The organism is Acinetobacter sp. MYb10 (assembly GCF_002980175.2).
Classification (GTDB): domain Bacteria; phylum Pseudomonadota; class Gammaproteobacteria; order Pseudomonadales; family Moraxellaceae; genus Acinetobacter; species Acinetobacter guillouiae.
This window is the reverse complement of the sequence record NZ_CP058272.1, coordinates 1268722-1290743: the sequence shown is the minus strand read 5'-3', so window position 1 is coordinate 1290743 and position 22022 is coordinate 1268722. Positions and strand designations below refer to the sequence as shown.

The window sequence follows — 22022 nt, the reverse complement described above, 5'->3', positions numbered from 1 at the left end:
GAACCTTTTATCCATGTTTTTAAATTTCTATACATGCCGCATTAGCAAAGATAGACATGTATAGAAACTTAAAAAACTGTGAGAAAGAACTTATCTCACAGTTATTTAGTCAATGAATTTACACCCGCTGCTTAATGGTCATCTTCTCGAATTGAAGACGGATGACGGTTTAAGGCAGTCACTTCGATATTCATATAAGGATATAAAGGCAATCCCTGTAAAATATTGTGGAGTTCTTCATTGCTCTCTACATCAAAAATACTGGTGTTTGAGTATTGACCTGTAATACGCCAGATATGACGCCATTTCCCTTGACGTTGTAAATCTTGTGAATAAGCCTTTTCAATTGCTTTAATTTCATTGGCTTTTTCGACGGGCATATCGAGGGGGATGTGTACATCCATTCGTACTTGGAAAAGCATGTCAGCTCCTTGAATTATTGACGACGTAGGTTGTCGATTTTGTCTTCATCTAGTTCAATGCCGAGGCCCGGACCAGTTGGAATTTTGAGCTCAAAATTGCCATATTGAAGCGGTGTTTTTAAAATTTCTTCAGTCAGTAGCAGTGGGCCAAATAATTCAGTTCCCGCTGTGAGATTGCTAAATGTAGAGAAGGCATGTGCTGAGGCAATTGTTCCAACAGGACCTTCAAGCATAGTGCCACCATAAAGATCAATACCTGCCAGATTGGCGATTTTACCGACTTCGCATGCTTCAATCAGACCACCAGATTGCGCAACTTTTACCGCAAAGACTGAGGCTGCATTGGTTTTTGCCAAGTTATAAGCACTTTGCGGACCTGTTAACGACTCATCTGCCATGATCGCGATATCAAACTTACGGCTAAGACGTTGCATGGCCTCAATATTATGTATTGCGCAAGGCTGTTCAATCAGGTCAACGCCACCATCTTGAAGCATTTGAATCCCTTTAATTGCATTTAGTTCAGACCAAGCACGGTTAACGTCTACACGAATTGAGATGTCTGCACCCAAGGCTTTTTTGATTGCCAATACATGCTCAACATCTTGTTCAACAGGACGTGAACCGATTTTTAACTTAAAGACATTGTGACGTTTTAACGCAATCATTTTTTCTGCTTCGGCAATGTCTTTTTCGGTATTACCCGACGCCAAAACCCAAAGCACAGGAATACTGTCACGTAAGCGACCGCCTAGAATCTCACTCAGGGGTTGACCTAAACGTTGCGCTTGAATATCTAATAATGCAGTTTGAACAGCACATTTCGCAAAACGATTACCGTTGATATTACGATGGATCACTTGCATTGTTTGGGCAATATTGGCACCAGACAGCGTTTTTAACAATGGCGCAAAATAGGTTTCAATATTGGTTTTTACACTTTCAGGGCTTTCTTCGCCATAACCTAAACCGCCAATTGTGGTCGCTTCACCCCAGCCAATTAAACCATCTTCAGTCGTGATTTTAATCAGGACCAAGGTTTGGGTTTGCATTGTCGCAACGGCCATCTTGTGAGGACGTATCGTTGGAATTTCGATTAACAGCGTTTCTATGGACTTGTACATCGTGGTTATTTCTTAAGTATCAATCTATTTATATACCCTAATTTAATGTAATATCTTTAACTAGGCCGATTTTGGTATTTTTAGATACTTAAAAGGTATATAAAAGGGATTTAGAGAGATGGAATTAAGATATCTTCGTTATTTCGTTACGGTGGTCGAAGAGCAGAGTATTACCAAAGCTGCAGAGAAACTATGTATTGCTCAACCGCCATTGAGCCGTCAGATTCAAAAGTTAGAAGAAGAACTCGGTATTCTTTTATTTGAGCGTGGCACACGTCCAGTAAGAACAACAGAAGCAGGGCAATTCTTTTACCAACATGCGGTACAAATTTTGACTCATACTGCGCAAGCCACCTCTATGGCGAAGCGTATTAGTTCAATGAATACAATTGTCCGTATTGGTTATGTCAGTTCATTGCTGTATGCATTACTGCCTCAGGTAATTTATTTATTTCGTCAAAATAACCCTGACATTCAGGTTGAGCTGATTGAGCACAGTACCAAGGATCAAATCGAAGCACTCAAACTCGGTAAAATAGATTTAGGCTTTGGTCGTTTAAGAATTAGTGATCCATCGATTAAGCGCATTTTATTGTACAAAGAGAAATTAAAATTAGCCGCGCATAAAAATCATCATTTAACCAGTTATATTGATAAAGGTATTTATTTATCGCAAATCATCAATGAACCTATTTTTTCTTATCCAGCCACACAGAAGCCCAATTTCTCAACCTTGATTCAATCCATTTTTACCGAATTAGGCTTGGTACCGAAAGATATGGTTGAAGTTCGAGAAATCCATATGGCTTTGGGTTTGGTGTCGTCAGGGGAAGGGATATGCATTATTCCTGAAAGCGCCAGTGAAATAGGCATGAAAAATCTGGTCTATATTCCGATTTTGGATATAGAGGCCTATAGTCCTATTTCATTAGCCGTGAGAAATATGGATCAAAGTCCTTATTTACCTAAGATTTTAGAATGTATTCGACAGGTCTTTGAAGAGGAAGGGATTCCACTTCAACTCGATGGGGATTAATCGAGTATATATCTGCGCTGAGATCAATATAAAATCCCCTCATCCTCGCCTTCTCCCAACGGGAGAAGGGACTTTCAATACCAATATGATTCACTCAACATGATCATTTTTTTGATTTATGAATGAGATCTATTGAGTTAATGATTTGAAACCATGATTTTAAAATGACATTATCAGTCTTTATCCCTTCATTCTTAATGAATTCGCAATGTATTGTAGTTCCTGTTCGTCATTGATTAAGCCTTGCTGGATGGTGGCAATTTGCTCTTGAAGATTGCTCAGCAGTTCTTGGCATTGTGCAATAACTTCATCGCTATATAGATCAAGCTTTTGCCATAAACTATGTGAGATCTCGCTATATAAACGGTCATGGCCAATGGCCAAGATCTCGGTTGCATCATCAGCATAAATCACTTCATACGCCAGATGCTCAGCAAACTGTAACGGACTGAGAGGGGCATATTGTAGTTGATAATCCGATAAAGTATTTGCAATATGTTGTGATAGAAGCTGTTGAGCCTGTTGGGTCAGTGCACTATACAATTCATCCACCGCTTGCTGCTCGGCATGTTGCTCTAATAAGCTTGGCAGGGTTGCAATCATACTGCGCCATGTTTGCGTAATGATCTGCTGTTTATGTTGTGCTAAGGCGCTCTTAGCATTGCTTAGCTGCTGCTGTAATTGATGCAGTTGTGGCACAACTTCAAGTTGTAAAGGCGTTAGAATTTGTTCTTGTAAATGATGTAACAAGGCTTCCGCAGGTTTACGCTGTTTATAAGCTAGAGCAGGTTGGATCAAATGTAAAAGTGCATCAAATAAACGATTAAAACCTGTCATTTGCATAGCCTGATCATTGAAATCCGCATTTTTCAACATCTGAGAGGAAGTTGAAATTGGCGATTGCAACAGTACAGGATCAATTTGCATTGCGATCAGTTGGTCAATAGCACGGGTATAAACATCGGTTTCTTGCAGATAACGTTGGTCAGAGGTTTTATTGCATAGAATCTGGCAAATGTCGCCATCGACTTCATCTTCTTCAAAATAATCACTTCGTGTAAGCACTGGCAATAACGGTTTATGTCGGCGTAATTCCTGCCCCAAAGCTGCTAATTCTTTGACCTGACCGGGTGAGGAGGAACTACTGAGCCAAAGGACACCATCCGCACTATCCATAAAGCGTTGGGTCAATGTGGCATTTTCTGGCGTAACGGAATGGAGTCCTGGCGTATCCAGCAGGATGAGATTATTCGCTAAACAAACGCCTTGTAAGCGTGTGGTGGTTTCTGTGGCACCTTCTTTAAAACGCTCCTGACTATGGATGATTTGACCTGAGTCGAGATAAAAATATTCAACGCTTTGCTGATGTCTGTGAAAACACTCTGCCAATACATTACAGAATGAACTTTTACCCGCATTGAATTTTCCGAAAATCAGCAAAATAATCTTATCGTCAAAATGATCTGCGATGGATTGTGCAGCATGTAGGGTTTCTAATTGTGTTTCCCAATGGCTGAGATAGCTTTTAAGCTGAGAATTGAGTACTGCGATGTCTTGGGTAATCTGACTATATGATGTCAGTCCAATGGGATTGATACGTTGTTTATTGAGATTGATCGCCAGTTGCTGATGCCACGTGTGCATCTTATTTAAATGCAGGATGATGTCCTGTTCCTGCTGATCAAAAGCTTCGGTGCTCGCAATCAGCGTCTGAATCGAATCATGGACGGTCATTATACCTGCTCCAAAGTGGTTGATGCCTGTTGGGCTTGTATGATGAGCTGCTGTTGCTGCTGCAAATTAAGTAATTGCTGTTGCAACTGCATTCGATCAGAAGACAATTCAAAATAATGGGCAAATTCACCACGTAAACGCTGACGACCTGATTCTTCGACAAAAATAAGATTGAGATCCTTACGCAGTTTGACCGAGACACCCATCACCGCAACCATGACCGTATCTAGACTACGTACATTACTTTTTTGCGTATCAGGTAAACCCACCACACCATAGCGCACCAGATGGCTATTGATTTCGATACAGGCACGAGAATAAGCCACTTGAATACGGTTACGATCACGTTTGCCTGCGGTTACTTTATACATATTGGCAAAAGAATCTGGTTCTAGCGAATTATCCTGCCCAGAGACCTGTAGGACCGGTTGTAAATCTTGACGTACTTTATCTAATATTTGATTGAGATCACGCTCAAAATTTTGGCGTTGCTGCTGTAAGGTTGCTGTAAGTTGCTGAATGTTGCTTTGAATGGTTTCTAGGTGTTGGGATAAGCGCGTTTTTAGATCAACAATGATCTGTTTTTTTTCAAATTGACGTATTGCGGGGACTTGCTCAAGCATCCGATGAAGTGTGTGTTGTAGTTCGGGGATACCACTGCGTTGTACCAGTACGGGTTTGGAATTTTCGATACCTTGACGGTGCCGTGTAGCTGATACAGGTAGTACAGTTGCAGTTGGTGCTTGATTTTGAATGCTGCCAATAATCTGCGCTAAAATGGTTTGATCTGGAATCTGGTCAATTTGGGTAAGCAGCAGTAAGCTTTGTCGTTGGGTTTGCTTTGCATCTTGCTCGAATTGCTGGAATAAGTGTAATTCATAAGGATCAAACTCACCCTCACGTACCGAATGGACCATTAGGCGAATATCTGCTTTATTCCACATCGCATCTTGAGCAAGTTGATCATCGATTGTCGCCACATCAGCATCCAAACCCGGTGCATCTAACCAACGGATATGATGTTGCAGATGTTCGGAGAGGGCCACCGTTTCTCGTTTATCCGCAACTGAGAAAATATCTTGACCAATAAGCTCATTTAACAGTCGGCTTTTACCATGATTATATTTGCCAATCACTGTAACCGTCGGAAATTGACCTGCTTGTAGAATGGCACGCAGTCGAGCCAGAGCTTTCGCATCTTCAGGAACAACGGTTAAAATAGTATTGCGTGCTGCATCAAAAGTATGAATATCCATCTAAATATCTTTTCCATAAAATAAATCAGGCTAAACCATTACAGCTCGCCTGATTTCTAGATTCACAAAATGACTTTTAGCTGAATTAAGCTTGTAGGCGAGGGCGGTCAACCACATGGTTATCAACACCATCTACAAGGCGGCTAAGTCTGAGGTCAAATACCATTTCGGCAAATGGACCTTCAACACCGTTGGCTTGGATCGCTGCTGCATCTGTATGTTCGATTGCGTCAACCACAAGGCCTTCACGTGTTGCGTAGGCGAAGTCATCATAAGTGTACGGGTCGCCAGCAACGTTAATTTGCGTGGTTAGTTTGCGATGACCATCTGCAGATACAAAGAAATGAATATGTGCAGGACGATTACCATGACGGCCTAATTGATTTAACAATTGTTGGGTTGGACCTTCTGGTGGACAGCCATAACCTGCAGGCAGAATCGTTTGTACACGGTATTGACCTTGAGCATCCGTCATAATGGTACGGCGCATGTTAAAAGGCTGTTGTTCGCCAGTTGGGTCAAAGTGTGAATAGAAACCTTTGGTATTGGCATGCCAGATTTCAACTTGTGCATTTGGCAGTGGTTGACCATCTGCAGCGTAAATTGTACCGTGCAAAATCAGAGTATGGCCATTTGGATCACTGCCATCATCCATACGAGCAAAACCTTGGGCAACAGGTGCACCTGCGACATAAAGTGGGCCTTCAATGGTACGCGGAGTTGGGTTCTCAATACCCAAAGCGGCATCAATTGCATCCATACGCATATCAAGGAAGTGGTCAAAGCCTAAACCAGGAGAAAGTAAGCCTGCTTCATGACTGGTACCTAGCTGGTTTAAATATGCAATTGCAGCCCAATATTCGTCAGAAGAAATCTCTAAATCTTCAATGGTCTTAAATAAGTCAGAAACCACCCGATGAATGATTTGCTTAGTACGAGGATTTCCACCGTCTTGCTCAAGTCCGCTGAGTAGGTTAATGAAATTCTGTACTTCTTCCGTCTCGAAAATTCTAATATTATTGGCTGTCATGGCTATCTCCTTAATCTTGCCATAATGCTGGTTTGCGTCATATCTTTTAAGATATGTTGTGCGTTGAGCCAGCATCATTCCTAATCTTGCTTGGTTCATAAATCCTTCTATATACCTTAATTGAATGTAATCCCCTTATCTAGACTGAATTCGGTATCTTTAAATACTTAAAAGGTATATTTAACCCGCTCAAATCATAAAACTGTGATGCTGTCATGCTATAGCTTGAAAATAACCATGTTGTTAGATCATTAAAAATAATAAAAAATATTTATTTTTCAAAATCTTAAAATGTTTTTATACATAAAAAATTGTTTATCTAGGTTTGAAATAGCAGTGGTATGACTGAAAAGGTATAAACATATACCACATTATACATGGAAAATTACATTAATAATTCTGATAATGAGTAATACTGATGTATTTTCTTAATTATATCATTTTGAATTTATTTATATTTTAAGGAAGTGCAAAAGTTTTTGTCTGGAGGATAAGACAAAGAACACCCTAGAACTTACACAACAAGAATTTCAAAGATTCAGGAAAGGATTTCCCATGTTAAAGCTAAATCTGCTTTATAGAACTCAACGAGTTGCACTTTATACGCTGTTTGGATGTCTGAGTATAGATGCTGCTTATGCCGAGTTTTTAGAAGAGAGTAACACCAGTATTTATTTACGCAATTTCTATAATGAACGTGACTACGAAGATACCAAGAATGACCTCGGCAGTTGGTCGCAGGCAGCATCTGGGCGCTTTGAGTCAGGTTATAGCGACACTGCGCTACAAGTCGGTTTGGATTTTGGTTTTCAATATGCCCTACGTTTAAATAATCGTTATGATGAACGTTTAGATACCGTTTTTAAATATGACAAAAGTGAAGCCCAACAAGCACGGGATTATTTAAAATTAGGGGCCACCTTAAAACTTAAATATCAAAATACAGAGCTTAAAGTGGGGGAGCTTTTTCCAAAAACACCGGTTTTATTTATTGATGATTCTCGACAATTGGTCACGACCTATGCTGGGGTAATGCTAGAAAGCCAAGACATTCAAAATTTAAAACTGTCCGCAGGCCGTTTTACCCATGTCAATGCTCGAGATGATGATGAATATAGAAAATTCACTTTGGGCAACTCCACAGATCCCAACAAAAGAAGTGATGGTTTAAATTTTATCGGATTAGACTATAAGTTTACCCCAAACTTCACTGGTTCATACTGGTTTGGTCAGTTGGAAGATATTTATCAACAACACTATTTCAATGCGGTTTATACAGAAAAAGTCAATGAGACCAAGCTAAAAGTAGATGCACGCTATTTTAATTATAAAGAGGATGGCGATGCTTATTTTGGAAATATCGATGTCCAATCTGTAGGATTACAAGCGAGTGCACAACATGGGCCAAATACCTTTTTAGCGGGTGTGCAAAAGCATATGGGTGAGGACAATATTCCACTTTTAAATGGTTATGTCCCGCAAGGATATTTACAGACTTGGTCTGCAATTGCATTTTATAAAGCGAAAGAGTTTACTTGGCATGCCTTATATAGTTATGACTTTAAAGATCATGGCGTACCAGGCTTGAAACTGACCTTGCGTTATTTGAATGGTAGTGACATTTATCGGGCTGGCTTTAAGGATAATAAAGAAACCGAGAAAAATTTGATTGTAAACTATACTGTTCCAGAAGGATGGTTAAAGGGACTTGGAGTGGAATGGCGCTATATTGATGCTGATATTAAATATGGTGTTGGAAACCTTCCAGGTAGAGATTTTGTGGAAAATCGTTTTATCACAACCTATACCTTTAAATTCTAATTTTTTGCTTAATCCGATAAATCGAGTGATGCCCGTTATTAAAAATAAGGGGCACCATCTTTAGCAGTCAGGACATTTAAGCGTCCAAGTATAGTTAATCTGTAAAAACTGAGACACAAGAATATAATTTCTCCTAATTAACATTTTTAATTAAATCAATTGTATGGAGAAAATAAATTGTTTGATTCTAAAAAGCTTGCAATGCCACACCTTACATTCAAAGTTTAAATATCTTTGCGTAGGCGATACCTCCCTTTTTAGAGATAAAAAGGGACAAAAATCTTTTATTGAGCGAGGGGTACATCCTATACCCCCGCTCAACGGCGACATCCTTGTCGCCCCACGGTAGGATAACTATCTATGATTCAAAAGCACAAAAAGCGAATTGATAACCAGCAGTTTCTAAAAGTTTATACTAATACTTAAGCTTCATTTCTGATCAATGACTTGATGCAAAGTCAGTTGTATAAATAATTAGGTGGTTTGGCTATAAATAAGGATAAGCATAGTTAAATGCTTATCCTTTCTTCGCTAGTCAGATCATCAACAGGTATATGCCTAATAGGCAAAACTAAGCATTAATCTAAACAACCCCGCAATTAGAGCCAATGCTGCAAAACCGAAACACCACAACAAAATAAACCATGTTGCAGGGTTGAGTTGTTTGATGTATTTGTTCATCTAAAACTCCTTGATCAATGGTAGCCTTCATCACCAATACGGACTTTGTCTCGGAAAACCCAGTAAGACAAGAAGGTATAAGCGATAATAATTGGGATCAGAATTGCCGCGCCGACCAAGGTAAATTTAAGACTTGATTCTGGTGCAGCGGCTTGCCAAATTGAAACTGAAGGTGGAATGATATTGGGCCATAAACTAATTACAAATCCAGTAAATGCCAGAAAAACCAATGCCAGCGTATAAACAAAAGGTTTGACCTCATGTCGCTGCTTACAAGCATGTAAAATTAAACCAGAAAAGAGTACAACTAAAATAGGCACAGGGCTGAAATATATAAGGTTTGGTAATGCAAACCAGCGCTGGGCAATTTCAGGATGTGTGATCGGGGTATAGATACTGACGGCAGCAAAAATAATCATTAACGTAATTAACAGCTTTGGCATCAGCGTATACATGATGTCTTGTAAACGCGCTTCCGTTTTTAAAATCAACCAGCCACAACCTAAAGTGGCATACATGACAACAACACCTAAACCAGTGAAAAGTGAAAAAGGGGTAAACCAATCCCATACACCGCCACTATAAATACCCGCAGTGGTTTGAATACCTTGGATATATGCACCAAGGATAACCCCTTGGAAAAAGCTAGATAAGATCGATCCCCAAATAAAGGCTTGATCCCATAAGTATTTGGTTCGAATTGCTTTAAAGCGGAACTCGAAGGCAACACCACGGAAAATCAATGCGACCACCATAAATATAATGGGAAGGTATAAAGCAGAGAGTACCGTAGAATAGACCAGCGGAAAGGCTGCAAATAATCCCGCGCCGCCAAGCACCATCCATGTTTCGTTACCATCCCAGACAGGGGCGACCGTATTCATCATGACATCACGTTCTTGTCGGTCTGGAATAAATGGAAAGAGAATTCCAATGCCTAAATCAAAGCCATCCATCACTACATAAATCAGTACACCTAAACCGATAATGCCGACCCATATTAAAGCGAGATCAATCATGATGTTTCTCCTTATTTTGATCTAGCGGCGCTTGTTGTCCATCGATTGGATCATCCACAGCACTGAGGGGGCGTAATGGGGTTTTAAAATGCCCTAAACCTGTTATTTCAGGATCTAAATGAGTTAAAAACTCAGGTCCAGATTTCATGAGTCTGAACATATAATAAATCCCTGCACCAAATACAACGGTATACACCAGTACAAAAATGATCAGACTGAGTCCCACTTGGTCTGCTGTTACGGTATGCGATAACGCATCTTTGGTAAGTAATACGCCATAAACCACCCAAGGCTGTCTTCCTACTTCTGTTGTAACCCAACCTGCGAGTAAAGCGATATAACCCGTTGGGCCCATCACAATGGCGAATTTATGAAACCATGTAGACTCGTATAGCCGATTCTTTTTGCGTAGCCATAAGGCTGTTAAAGACAGCAGCACCATTAACATGCCAAGACCCACCATGACACGGAAGCTCCAGAAAACGATGACTACATTTGGACGATCTTCAGCTGCAAAGTCCTTTAATCCAGTGACTTCGCCATCTAAGGAGTGGGTTAGAATCAAACTGCCTAAATAGGGAATACCGAATTCAGTTGTATTTTTTTCTTGTTGCATGTTTGGTGTCGCAAACAGCAGAAGTGGCATAGCATGGTCACGGTTGGTCTCCCAGTGTCCTTCAATTGCTGCCAATTTCGCTGGTTGGTGTTTTAAGGTATTTAAACCATGGTTGTCGCCAATAACTACCTGTAAACAAGAAGTTACCAGTACCATCCATAAACCCATAGAGAATGATTTTTTAATTAATTCATCACGACGACCTTTAAGCAGATGCCAGCCAGCTGTGCCCACAACCAATAATGAAGACACTAAAAATGCAGCTGTTGCCATATGTGCAAAGCGATAGGGGAACGATGGGTTAAATACAATTGCCCACCAGTCCGTCGGAACAATGATGCCATTTTCTATTGCAAAGCCTTGCGGTGTTTGCATCCAACTGTTGGAGGACAAAATCCAGAACATTGAAATACAGGTTCCAATGGCGACCATAAGTGTGGCAAAAAAATGTGCCTTTGCGGTGACTCGGCCCCAACCAAAAAGCATGATTCCTAAGAAGCCTGCTTCTAAGAAAAATGCGCTTAAAACCTCATAGGTGAGCAATGGCCCCGTCACACTCCCTGAGATACGCGAGAACTCACTCCAGTTGGTACCAAACTGGTAGGCCATGACAATGCCTGAAACAACACCCATAGCAAATGCAACAGCAAAAATCTTAATCCAGTATTTGAATAGGTCTTTGTAAACAGGGTTTTGTGTCCGCAACCACTTCCATTCCAGCAGTGCAAGGAAACAGGCTAAACCAATAGAGGTTGCAGGGAAAATAATGTGAAAAGACACAGTGAAAGCAAACTGAATTCTTGCCAGTTCTAGTGCAGTTAATCCGAGACTCATTGCATGCCCCATCGTTGCTTGAGGCATTGGATCGCTATAGACCCATGACCGTCATGATTAAGTTTGGAAAAAACCATAGATCGTTCCATAAAAACTACCTACTTAGAAATAATTATTATGATGTTGCACGATAATCTAGTTGGGATGTAGGTACAGAAAATGAGGAGAAAAAATATAACAGATTTTTAAAACATGGCTAAACTGTTATATTTTTATCGGCTACTTTTGTAGCTATTTTTTTTCTTTAATGCACTGCAAACTACGGATATATCACTCAATTTCAAGTTGAAAAAAGGTATGTACCGTTAAATTTAGCTTGAGTCATGATGAATATACGGATGTAAATGACAGTGTTTTATACAATATCTGAGTTAACCACGATTAAGCGCGCGAGCTACCAAATCAGCTTGATTATAGCGATTTGGGGTTTTGCATATATGTTGCAAAAACTGTTGAATTTACCCATTGCATCAGGTGTTTTAGGTTTTTTTATATTGCTGATTTTATTGCAAATGCAATGGCTCAATTTGGAAAAGGTGAGTCTAGGTGCAGATATTCTATTGGGTGAGCTGTTGCTGTTTTTTATTCCACCAGTGGTCGGTGTGATTCAGTATCAGCAATTGCTTTTGATCAGTGGTTGGAAAATATTTCTGGTGATTTTACTCAGTACCGCTTTGGTGATGGCAAGCTCTGTGTTGATGGTGAAAATATTCTTGCAACAGGATGATATGGAATGACGGAGTTGTGGGGGATTTTTTACTTGCTTTGGACGGTACTGTGTTACTTCTTGGCAAAGCGCTTATTTGTTTTTACCCAGAAAATATATTTTTCTCCGATTATTGTGGTGCCGAGTCTTAGTATTATTTTGATCTTTATATTTCAGCATCGCTTTCAAGACTATTACCTATACACCCAATATTTGGTTGCCATGTTAGGACCAATTACAGTGGCATTTGCGATTCCTGTATTTCGTTATAGAGCGATCGTCAAACAATATTTTTTCGTTTTAATCGTCAGTTCTAGTGTGTCTATGCTGGTGGGGATTTTAAGTAGCTGGCTATTGGCAAGTATGTTCAATTTCGATGAAATTTTGAAAAATAGTCTTTTGGCACGTTCGATTTCTATTCCATTTGCTTTGGAGTTGACTGAAAAAATTGGCGGCTCAATCAGTTTAATTCCCTTATTTACGGTCATAACAGGCTTAGTGGGGATGTTATTTGGTGATTTTTTACTGTTATGGATGCGCTATAAAAACAGTATTGCACAAGGCGCCGCTCTAGGAAATGCCGCTCATGCGATGGGGATTGCGCGAGCAAGACAACGTCATGAGTTAGAAGGAGTGATTGCTAGTCTATCCATGATTATTTCAGGAATTATCATGGTGTTGTTTGCGCCCTTTATGATTTCATTGATGAGGGGCTGTTGATATTTCATAAATGGCTTGCGTTGTCGGCTAAAATTGAGCAGGCAAGGCATGAAACGAAGAGAATAGCGAGACTATTTTCGAGTTTCATAACGTAGGCTGAGATAATTTTAGCCACAACCCTTCGGGACTAGCGTGTTTTTTGCCGCTACGTCGTTACGAACTACTCATTTAGAATGGCTAAATTTCGTATTTCGCGCCTAGTATCGTCTAAAAAACACACATAGTCGCAAACATAGACGAATTTTCAACAGACCCCAAACATATTGTTTGATTTCATTTTATTTAGATTGAAAAATAACATTTAAGAATGAAGTCTAGACTGCATTTAAAGACAGTATGCAATGTGAAATATAATTGATTTACATGAGTATTTATTTTAAATCTCCGTATGGGATTTTGTGATGATGCAGATTTTGTGCTACATATTTAATTGTATTTAGCCCTTGTCATATTCTATAGAGGGTGATTTTATATTGGGATCATCAAAGGGATGATCGAAAGCAACTGCTGGATTTGGAATAGGCTTATGGATGGGTTATCTGAATTTTCTTGGCAAAATATTAAATATAACTTTTACAATACTGGAGAACTGCCAGAGATTGTGCAACGAGATTCACCTATTTTACAGCTTTGGGAAAGTGCAAAAAATTCGGGCTTAAGTCCTTTCTCCAAAATCACTGACTTAGACGAGTTTCCTGTCGCTGACCTTTCACAGGGCGATATAAAATTAGCCGCATTGGCTGAAGGTGTATTAAATGATGTCTGGCGCTTATTTGGGCAACAGGATGTTATCGTTTTCTTAATTAATCATCAGCTTAAAATTATTGCTGAACGTCACAATCCTGATTTAGATGACCAATATCATTATTTATGCACGGGTCGTATTATTGAGCCCTCTGTGTTTGGTGCGATTGCACCGACATGTAGTGTGATGTCTAAACAGCCTATGATCATGACAGGGCATCAACATTATCTAGATGAGTTTTCAAATTATTCTTGTGCATCGGTTCCGATATTCAATGGCTGTGGTGATGTACTCGGTGCTTTAGATATCACTTCACCACAAGGGCTTTTGGCGAGCAATTGGTTGCGTCACTTACTTTACCAAAGTTATATTTTGGAAAATAAGATTATTCAGGCAGCACTACAACCTGATCAACGGGTCCTTTATTTTCAACATTCTAAAGATTTGTTGGACAATGCCTATACGGGCATGATCGTACTGGATCAATCAGGAAAAATCCTCAAAGCCAACCAAATGGCGTTGAAACTGCTGAATTGTTCTATTGAGCAATTGTTGCAGCAACCAATGGATCATTTTTTACTCACTGAGCATTTGAATCCATTAAATTCGAGTGATTGTTTTTTAATTCAAAGTTTTGACCATGCATTTTTTTATGCCCAGCTACGTAGTGTGAATGGGCGGTTGCAGAATGAAACAAGCAAAATCACGACACAGCATTTGCTTGATCAGGCGCTGAAAGCATTAAAAGCCGATATTCCTGTATTGATTACCGGAGAAACAGGTACAGGTAAGGATCATTTTGCTCAGCAGTTACATCAGAAGCTGGATGTAGATTTACCTTTTATTTCGATTAATTGCGGTGCAATACCAGATCATTTGCTTGAAGCAGAATTATTTGGTTATGAAGGCGGCGCTTTTACAGGTGCTAAACGGCAAGGCGAAAAAGGTTTAATTGAACTGGCAGATCAGGGCATACTCTTTCTCGACGAGATTGGTGATTTGCCTTTACATTTACAAGTGAAAATTTTAAGAGTGCTACAAGATCAGCAGTTCTATCGGGTTGGAGGACGTAAACCGATCAAGTCAGCATTTAAACTGTTATGTGCAACACATCAGGATTTAAAAAGTAAAATACAACAGCAGTCATTCCGCCGTGATTTATATTATCGTATTTGCGGTTTTCAGGTACATTTACAACCCTTACGCTTACGTCAAGATAAACAGGTTATTTTACATCACGTTCTGGATCAATTTGGTATAGCGCAATGGTCGAGCCATGTAGAACAACAATTTAATAGGCACGCATGGGAAGGAAATATTCGTGAATTAATTCATGTAGTGAAGCTATCCGCAGCATTTAAAGACAGTGAAATTTTAAATCATTTATATTTACCTGAAGCTGATTTAGCGATTCAGCAGCAAAGTAAGCAACTGATATTAGATGAAAATAAAAACTTAAATAGCTTGACCAAGCAAATGATTGTGCAGGTGTTACAAGAAGAAAATGGCAATATCGCAAGGACAGCGAAGCGCTTAAATATCTCAAGAACAACGATTTATAAATATATTGGCAATTAATTGTAATTTTCTATTCAGCCCTTTAGTTCATTTTTTATAAATTCAGCTGAAAGAGAGCCTGAAAAATTCAAGATGATCAATCCTTTACTTGTCCATGTGGGTTTTTCTATTAATTAATAGTCTTATAATTAATAGAATGAAAAGGACTAAAGTTATTAACAAATATGTATTCCCTTGGAATATATGAGAATTATATCCTTTATAAATAAACGTTGGTAAAAGTTCTTGTTGTGTATAACCAATTGAAGATTTTTCAAAAAAGTAGCTTAAAATTAAAGAATATAGACCAGTAAAGACAAAAAAAGAGAGTACTTTATTAATTTTATCTTTTATAAAAATAATAGAATTTAAGCTAAAAGATATAATTAATATTGAAAAAACAGCAGAATAAACGTTAATCCAGTATTCATAATTTTCCACGACTTCACCATACTAAAGCTTTTTTTCTAAATTCAGCTGAAAGAGAGCCTGAAAAATTCAAGACGCTCTATCCTTTACTTGTCGATGTAGGTTTTTTCTATTAATTAATAGTCTTAGAATTAAAAGAATTAAAAGGACTAAAGTTATTAATAGGTATATATTTCCATGAAAGATATGAGCCCTATAACCTTCAAAAATGAATTTAAAAAGCAATTCTTGTTGAGTGTAACCAATAAATGCTTTTCCAAAAAAGTAGCTTAAAATTAAAGAATATAGACCAGTAAAGACAAAAAAAGAGAGTACTTTATTAATTTTATCTTTTATAAAAATAATAGAATTTAAGCTTAAAGATATAATTAATATTGAAAAAACAGCAGAATAAACGTTAACCCAGTATTCATAATTTTCCACGACTTCACCCTCCTAAAGCTTTTTTTATAAATTCGGCTGAAAGACGACCTTCTCTGCGTGTTTTAGCAATGACTTTACCATTATTATAAATTATTCGTGTCTCATGTCGATAATCTTGTTTAGACATATCCTTTGTCCCCCCTCTATTTGGACTAGCAAAATCCGCATGCCCAATAACAACACTTCTTTTTTTACCAGCTTTGAATAAAGCAACTGATATTAAAGAGCTAAGAGTGTCTAGCTCTCCATCAAATGCACTATTACAACCATGTATTTCTATTTTTGATTCATTTGTAAAAACTTTAAAATTAATGTCTGAAATAATGAATAAATTTCTCCAATTAGCTCCACCAAAAAATTCATATTGATCCAATTTTGTTGATCTATTTCTATATAAATTAGATGATAAATTATTTGACTGAGAATATTCAAATGTCATTGATTTTTTTAAAGAAGCACCAATCACACTATAAAGACCTAGATCAGAACCATGGCTAAAAACGTCTAAAGATTGAATGGAATTTTCAGGTTGAACATTTATTAGATCAATAAACTGCCTCATTCCATTTGAAATAAAATAAGATTTCAGAGGTAGATCATTTTTATAATCAGCAATCACATTTTTAGAGGCATGAAAAAAAGCCCCATTATCTCCAAGAGATCGGGCACCACCGTATAGGACGAGGCGGGTAGGTGATTTTAATTTTACAATTTCTACTTTTGCAATTTTGGTTGTTGTAGTCTGATGTTGATCTACCATGAATCAGCCTCAAAAAGTTTAATTTCAATATCTTCTGCTTTTTCTGTAAATTCTAGTTTTTCTGTCATGCCATTTTCATCAGTGACATCTTCAATAGTACGACCATCAGCATAGGTAACAATGTATTTTACATTGCTATAGGGTTGATTATTTGAATTATTTACTAACTGATATTGACCTGAATATAGAGTTAAGCCTTGAGCTAAAAAGCTTGATGAGTTTGTATTCTTACTATAGTTTTCCCCTTGACTTGTTCCAACAACATGATCTTGTTTAGGTAAAATTTTAGCTCCACAACTTAATAGATCGTCAACGTAAGCGACTGGTTTTCCGTCCATAATGATATGGTTATGACTTGGTTGTATTGTAGACCAGCATTTACACTTAGGACAAAAGTGACCATCTCCAGCACGTAGAAATAGGTTTCCCATTTGAGAGGTTCGTTGTTGTGTTGCTTGAATGATTCCTCCATGATTTGTCATAGAGTTATGAATTGCAAAACCTTTAGCTATGATTAACACCTTCTTGGCACAAAAAGCCTTCAGGGGCCTTATCACCGATAAAGATATTTATAGCTACAGAGTTATTAGGGCTATCGACAATCTCATCACCATTCTCTAAGAAGCTTCCTACTAACGCACTCGCTTTAACTAATCCACCTTTTTTGCTTTTAGCTCTATTTACCGCAAGGTAATAGATCTTTTTCGGCCTATGTCGAAAATAAAGCTGTTCTGCTTTTATTGTTTGCTTTATGTCTTGTTGAGACATTTGTTTTAACTGTTCAATTGGTAGTTCATGTAAAAATTTAGGTTTCGTCATACTTAGTCCAATTATTGTTATTGAATGAAGAACATAGAGATTAAAACATAAAACCAAATATTAAGACAAATTTAATTGAATTATTAATTATATTTAATAATTTAAATTTATTTACTCAAAGTAATGACAGTCTTTTTATAGCTTTCATGTTCTGATCGTACGATTTATTAAAATAGTAAATTTAAGAATTAGTCATATGTGTTTTTTAATAACTTATATTTTAATTTTTGTCTTACTAACATAATTTTGCTTTATCGTTCACGACCAGTTCAACAAGCGCCATATTTAATTGTTTAGAAGATATTTCATCTACTCGTCAACATCGCTAACCCATCCTTGTTTTAGGCCCCCAGTGATTGTCCATTGATTGGACAGCGCTTTCTCAATGCTGTTCATTTATTGGACATTGGGAGTGTGGCTTTATTTTAAGTCTATGATTGTTAATCATAAAAATATTGGCACGCTAACTGCAAATATTCCATGGCTCATATTTGATTAAAACAAATCTATCAAACGATTCATCAAGTGTAGATGGTCGATTCCTCATGAATAAATCGATTGATTTTTGATTAAAAATTTAAACAAGTGCAATGAGCAGTGAAAAGGATGCTTGAAACTAAAGGGAATAGATGATGCGTTTTAGCAATAAAAATAGCCTGCTTCTTATGTTGAGTGGCATGTTTGTACAGTATAGCCATGCGATTGACGTAAACGTGGGGGATTATACAGCATTGCCAAAAGGCACCAATGCAGGTGTGTTCTATTATCAACATAGTCAAATGGAGGGTTATTACCAAAATGGCGAAAAAACCAGTGCTGAATCTAAATCGGATATTGGTATCGCGCGCTTAATTCATTACACCGACATCGCTGGGTTACGTGCAACACCTCAAATAATTTTACCGTTTGGAACAGTACGGCATACGCAAATTGGCGATACTGATTTAAACAATGCCTCAGGTTTTGCAGATCCAGTGATTGCTTCTGCATTTTGGTTGATTAATCAACCTGAACAAGGTTCATCGGGTCGTTATCTGGCATTTACCCCATTTATTTATTTGCCAGTTGGGCAATATGATCGAAATGATGCGGTGAATTTAGGCGAAAACCGATTTAAGTATGATCTTCAACTGGCATGGGTACAGCCGCTATATGGCAAGTTTGCTTTTGAACTTTATCAAGATGTGATTTGGTATGGAGACAACGATGAAGCAGGAAAGGGTGATCAAACACTTTCACAAGCGACCAGCTATCAAACTCAATTTAACTTACGTTACGACTTGAATTCTAAACAGAGAATCGCCTTAGGTTATGCCGCAAATTATGGGGGTGAACAACAGCTGGATGGAATCAAACTGGATCAGAACATGGAAAAGCAACAAGCGCGATTGGAGTTTCAGCAAATGCTGAATGCAAAAACTCAATTAAGTGCACAGTTGCTTTCAGACACACGAACAGAAAGCGGATTTAAGAAAGATTACGGTCTAAATTTTCGTGTGTTTTACATTTTTTAATTTAAAGCAGGTGTAACACATTGATTGCGTCATTTTTACAAGGATGCAGTTGGAACAGTAAAGCAATTGTCTAAATAAATTTTGAAGAGGTCATCATGTCTATATTCACAAAAGAGCTTTGGGATAAAAAATTATTTAACGGTTCATGGCAGTCAGCCCAAGACATCTACAGTGTGATTGAGGTTGCAACAGGTCAAGTGCTTGGTGAAATCGGTTATGCCACTGCCGCTGATGTGGTGAGTGCTGCACAACAAGCCAAAGCCGCTCAACAACAGTGGTGGGCTTTAAATTATCAAGAGCGTCAGGCAGTGTTTGAGCGAGCTGCTGCTTTACTGACAGAAAATCAAGCGGAAGTGATTGAGTGGCTGGTTAAGGAAAGTGGCTCATTACAACTGAAAGCAGGCTTTGAAGTGAGTATTGCGATTCAAGTGCTTAAACATTGTATTGCTTCACCTGCAACTGAACAGGGCACATTATTACCTACGCAAAATGGCAAACTAAGTATAGCGAAACGCTTGCCCTTAGGTGTTGTTGGGGTCATTTCTCCATTTAACTTTCCACTGTACTTAGCTTTACGTGCTGTGGCACCTGCTTTGGCCTTTGGTAATGCGGTGGTGTTAAAACCTGATGAGCGTACAGCAGTGTGTAGTGGCTATGTGATTGCACGGATTTTTGAACTTGCAGGATTGCCAAAGGGGCTGCTGCATGTATTGCCAGGTGGGGCCGAAGTTGGTGAAGCACTGACTTTGGATAAAAATATTGCCAGTATCCAATTTACGGGATCAACCCAAGTTGGACGGATTGTTGGGGCGAATGCGGCAAAGACCTTAAAGAAAGTCTCTCTAGAACTGGGTGGGAAAAACTCACTGATTATTTTGGATGATGCGGATATTGAGTTGGCAGCAGAAAATATTGCATGGGGTGCATTTTTACATTCTGGGCAGATTTGTATGACCTCTGGCAAGATTTTGATTCACCAAAAAATTTATCAACAGGTCAAACAGCGTGTAATTGAAAAAGTGCAGAATTTTGTGGTAGGGAATCCTTGTGACAAGAATGTCACCATTGGGCCATTGATCAATGCTAAACAAGCGCAACGTGTAGAACAATTGGTCAGTGCTGCGGTTAATGAAGGCGCAACATTGGAAATCGGCGGGCATGCCGATGGGGTATTTTTTCAACCGACTGTACTGACAGATGTGACTGCAAACAATTCGATTTTTAGTGAAGAGATTTTTGGTCCTGTTGCGGTATTGATCCCGTTTAGCTCAGATGAACAGGTCATTGAATTAGCCAATGACGGCGATTATGGGCTTTCAGCAGGCATTATTACCTCCAATGTGGGACGAGGTATGCAACTCGGTGCGCAGCTCAAAGTGGGCTTGCTACATATCAACGATCAGACCGTAAATGATGAAACGGTCAATCCATTTGGTGGTTTTGGTTCATCAGGTAATGGTACGCGTATTGGCGGCCCTGCCAATGCCGATGAATTTACCCAGTGGCAATGGATTACAGTACAGGCTCAAGCGCCACATTATCCTTTTTAAACAATTAAATAAATCATGACAGGACGTTATACCATGAGTGAATTAAAAGATATTATTGCCGCAGTGACCCCATGTAAAGGTGCTGACTTTGAGCTGCAAGCTTTAAAAATACGTCAGCCGCAAGGTGATGAAGTATTGGTAAAAGTGGTTGCTACAGGAATGTGCCACACCGATTTGATTGTACGTGATCAATATTATCCGGTACCGCTGCCTGCCGTCCTTGGACATGAAGGGTCAGGAATTATTGAGGCGATTGGCCCTAACGTAACCGAGCTTCAAGTCGGCGATCATGTGGTTTTAAGCTATGGTTATTGTGGGAAATGTACCCAATGTAATACTGGTAATCCTGCCTATTGTTCAGAGTTTTTTGGACGAAATTTTAGTGGGGCAGATTCAGAAGGGAATCATGCACTTTGTACCCATGATCATGGCGTGGTTAATGATCATTTTTTTGCCCAATCCTCCTTTGCAACCTATGCTTTAAGTCGTGAAAATAACACGGTTAAAGTGACCAAAGACGTACCAATTGAACTATTAGGACCATTAGGTTGTGGTATTCAAACAGGTGCTGGCGCATGTATAAATGCTTTAAAAGTGACACCTGCCAGTAGTTTTGTGACTTGGGGTGCTGGCGCTGTTGGTCTGAGTGCTTTACTTGCGGCAAAAGTGTGTGGCGCTTCGATCATTATCGCTGTTGATATTGTTGAATCACGTTTGGAATTGGCAAAACAATTGGGTGCAACTCATGTGATCAATAGTAAAACTCAAGATCCTGTGGCTGCGATTAAAGAGATTACTGATGGTGGAGTCAACTTTGCATTGGAATCTACTGGGCGACCTGAGATATTAAAACAAGGTGTTGATGCGCTGGGTATTTTAGGCAAAATCGCCGTGGTAGGTGCACCTCAATTAGGCACAACTGCACAATTTGATGTAAATGATCTGTTATTGGGTGGGAAAACGATTTTAGGTGTCGTTGAGGGGAGTGGTTCGCCCAAGAAATTTATCCCTGAGTTAGTCCGCTTATATCAACAAGGGAAATTTCCCTTTGACCAACTTGTAAAATTCTATGCATTTGATGAAATCAATCAAGCTGCGATAGATAGTCACAAGGGTATTACACTCAAACCGATTATTAAAATTGCATAATCTTGTATGGCATGCTCATTGATGAGCATGCCATTTCTTTGATTATAAGTTTTTTAAGTTTAAATTTTGGGTTTAGT

The 22022-nt window shown here is 38.7% G+C and carries 20 protein-coding genes; 8 read left to right on the top strand and 12 right to left on the bottom strand.

Translation table 11 applies throughout. The features are described 5' to 3' along the window. Window positions 1–131: 131 nt before the first annotated feature. Window positions 132–422, bottom strand: a complete 291-nt coding sequence (catC, locus tag CQZ96_RS06075; RefSeq protein WP_004820442.1) for a muconolactone Delta-isomerase — start codon at window positions 420–422, stop codon at window positions 132–134. Window positions 423–436: 14 nt separating this feature from the next. Further along, the gene (locus tag CQZ96_RS06070; protein ID WP_105714728.1) at window positions 437–1546 is read right to left on the bottom strand and encodes a muconate/chloromuconate family cycloisomerase; all 1110 of its coding nucleotides are present in this window, start codon (window positions 1544–1546) and stop codon (window positions 437–439) included. A gap of 118 nt (window positions 1547–1664) precedes the next feature. Here CQZ96_RS06070 and catM point away from each other — a divergent pair, with 118 nt between their 5' ends. Beyond that, window positions 1665–2582, top strand: coding sequence for a cis,cis-muconate-binding transcription regulator CatM (gene catM / locus CQZ96_RS06065; RefSeq protein WP_004721564.1), 918 nt, complete (start codon window positions 1665–1667; stop codon window positions 2580–2582). Window positions 2583–2762: 180 nt separating this feature from the next. Here catM and CQZ96_RS06060 read toward each other — a convergent pair whose 3' ends face one another. The 3 genes from CQZ96_RS06060 to catA form a co-directional block, all read right to left on the bottom strand. Next, window positions 2763–4316, bottom strand: a complete 1554-nt coding sequence (locus CQZ96_RS06060; RefSeq protein WP_105714729.1) for a dynamin family protein — start codon at window positions 4314–4316, stop codon at window positions 2763–2765. Further along, window positions 4316–5572: a GTPase gene (locus tag CQZ96_RS06055; protein WP_105714730.1), complete on the bottom strand. Its 1257-nt coding sequence runs from the start codon at window positions 5570–5572 to the stop codon at window positions 4316–4318. Before CQZ96_RS06055 ends, CQZ96_RS06060 begins: the two co-directional genes overlap by 1 nt. 85 nt (window positions 5573–5657) lie before the next feature. Further along, window positions 5658–6602, bottom strand: a complete 945-nt coding sequence (gene catA, locus CQZ96_RS06050; protein WP_004721555.1) for a catechol 1,2-dioxygenase — start codon at window positions 6600–6602, stop codon at window positions 5658–5660. 555 nt (window positions 6603–7157) lie between these two features. Here catA and CQZ96_RS06045 point away from each other — a divergent pair. After that, window positions 7158–8423, top strand: coding sequence for an OprD family outer membrane porin (locus tag CQZ96_RS06045; protein ID WP_105714731.1), 1266 nt, complete (start codon window positions 7158–7160; stop codon window positions 8421–8423). 558 nt (window positions 8424–8981) lie between these two features. Here the strand turns inward: CQZ96_RS06045 and CQZ96_RS06040 are convergent. Genes CQZ96_RS06040 through CQZ96_RS06030 form a run of 3 tightly spaced genes read right to left on the bottom strand, consistent with a single transcriptional unit; the run spans window position 8982 to window position 11573 of the window. Next, on the bottom strand, window positions 8982–9104 hold the full coding sequence (locus tag CQZ96_RS06040) for a DUF2474 family protein (RefSeq protein WP_004721553.1): 123 nt from the start codon (window positions 9102–9104) through the stop codon (window positions 8982–8984). Window positions 9105–9118: 14 nt separating this feature from the next. Continuing rightward, window positions 9119–10123 carry a cytochrome d ubiquinol oxidase subunit II gene (gene cydB, locus CQZ96_RS06035; protein WP_105714732.1) on the bottom strand — a complete coding sequence of 335 codons (1005 nt, stop codon included), beginning with the start codon at window positions 10121–10123 and terminating at the stop codon, window positions 9119–9121. After that, a complete protein-coding gene (locus CQZ96_RS06030) occupies window positions 10116–11573 on the bottom strand; it encodes a cytochrome ubiquinol oxidase subunit I (RefSeq protein WP_105714763.1) in 1458 nt (485 codons plus the stop codon). The genes cydB and CQZ96_RS06030 overlap by 8 nt, the downstream gene beginning before the upstream one ends. Window positions 11574–11917: 344 nt before the next feature. Between CQZ96_RS06030 and CQZ96_RS06025 the strand changes: the two genes are divergently transcribed. The 3 genes from CQZ96_RS06025 (at window position 11918) to CQZ96_RS06015 (ending at window position 15322) form a co-directional block, all read left to right on the top strand. After that, window positions 11918–12310, top strand: coding sequence for a CidA/LrgA family protein (locus CQZ96_RS06025; protein WP_081409330.1), 393 nt, complete (start codon window positions 11918–11920; stop codon window positions 12308–12310). Continuing rightward, complete coding sequence (locus CQZ96_RS06020; RefSeq protein WP_105714733.1) at window positions 12307–12999, top strand: LrgB family protein; 693 nt, start codon at window positions 12307–12309, stop codon at window positions 12997–12999. Before CQZ96_RS06025 ends, CQZ96_RS06020 begins: the two co-directional genes overlap by 4 nt. Window positions 13000–13525: 526 nt before the next feature. Further along, the gene (locus CQZ96_RS06015; protein WP_105714734.1) at window positions 13526–15322 is read left to right on the top strand and encodes a sigma-54-dependent Fis family transcriptional regulator; all 1797 of its coding nucleotides are present in this window, start codon (window positions 13526–13528) and stop codon (window positions 15320–15322) included. Between the two features lie 477 nt (window positions 15323–15799). On the opposite strand, the gene CQZ96_RS21515 is transcribed toward CQZ96_RS06015, so the two are convergent. The 4 genes from CQZ96_RS21515 to CQZ96_RS06000 are packed head-to-tail and all read right to left on the bottom strand — an operon-like array spanning window position 15800 to window position 17732. Beyond that, the gene (locus tag CQZ96_RS21515) at window positions 15800–16153 is read right to left on the bottom strand and encodes a hypothetical protein (protein ID WP_105714735.1); all 354 of its coding nucleotides are present in this window, start codon (window positions 16151–16153) and stop codon (window positions 15800–15802) included. 4 nt (window positions 16154–16157) lie between these two features. Then, window positions 16158–16913: a hypothetical protein gene (locus CQZ96_RS06010; RefSeq protein ID WP_105714736.1), complete on the bottom strand. Its 756-nt coding sequence runs from the start codon at window positions 16911–16913 to the stop codon at window positions 16158–16160. Further along, complete coding sequence (locus CQZ96_RS06005) at window positions 16907–17425, bottom strand: PAAR domain-containing protein (protein ID WP_105714764.1); 519 nt, start codon at window positions 17423–17425, stop codon at window positions 16907–16909. Before CQZ96_RS06005 ends, CQZ96_RS06010 begins: the two co-directional genes overlap by 7 nt. After that, window positions 17418–17732, bottom strand: a complete 315-nt coding sequence (locus tag CQZ96_RS06000; protein ID WP_105714737.1) for a hypothetical protein — start codon at window positions 17730–17732, stop codon at window positions 17418–17420. Before CQZ96_RS06000 ends, CQZ96_RS06005 begins: the two co-directional genes overlap by 8 nt. 632 nt (window positions 17733–18364) lie before the next feature. On the opposite strand from CQZ96_RS06000, the gene CQZ96_RS05995 reads away from it, so the two are divergent. The 3 genes from CQZ96_RS05995 (at window position 18365) to CQZ96_RS05985 (ending at window position 21945) form a co-directional block, all read left to right on the top strand. Continuing rightward, on the top strand, window positions 18365–19246 hold the full coding sequence (locus CQZ96_RS05995) for a transporter (protein ID WP_105714738.1): 882 nt from the start codon (window positions 18365–18367) through the stop codon (window positions 19244–19246). A gap of 95 nt (window positions 19247–19341) precedes the next feature. Beyond that, on the top strand, window positions 19342–20796 hold the full coding sequence (locus tag CQZ96_RS05990) for a benzaldehyde dehydrogenase (RefSeq protein WP_105714739.1): 1455 nt from the start codon (window positions 19342–19344) through the stop codon (window positions 20794–20796). Between the two features lie 33 nt (window positions 20797–20829). After that, window positions 20830–21945, top strand: coding sequence for an NAD(P)-dependent alcohol dehydrogenase (locus tag CQZ96_RS05985; protein ID WP_105714740.1), 1116 nt, complete (start codon window positions 20830–20832; stop codon window positions 21943–21945). The last annotated feature ends 77 nt before the right edge of the window (window positions 21946–22022 follow it).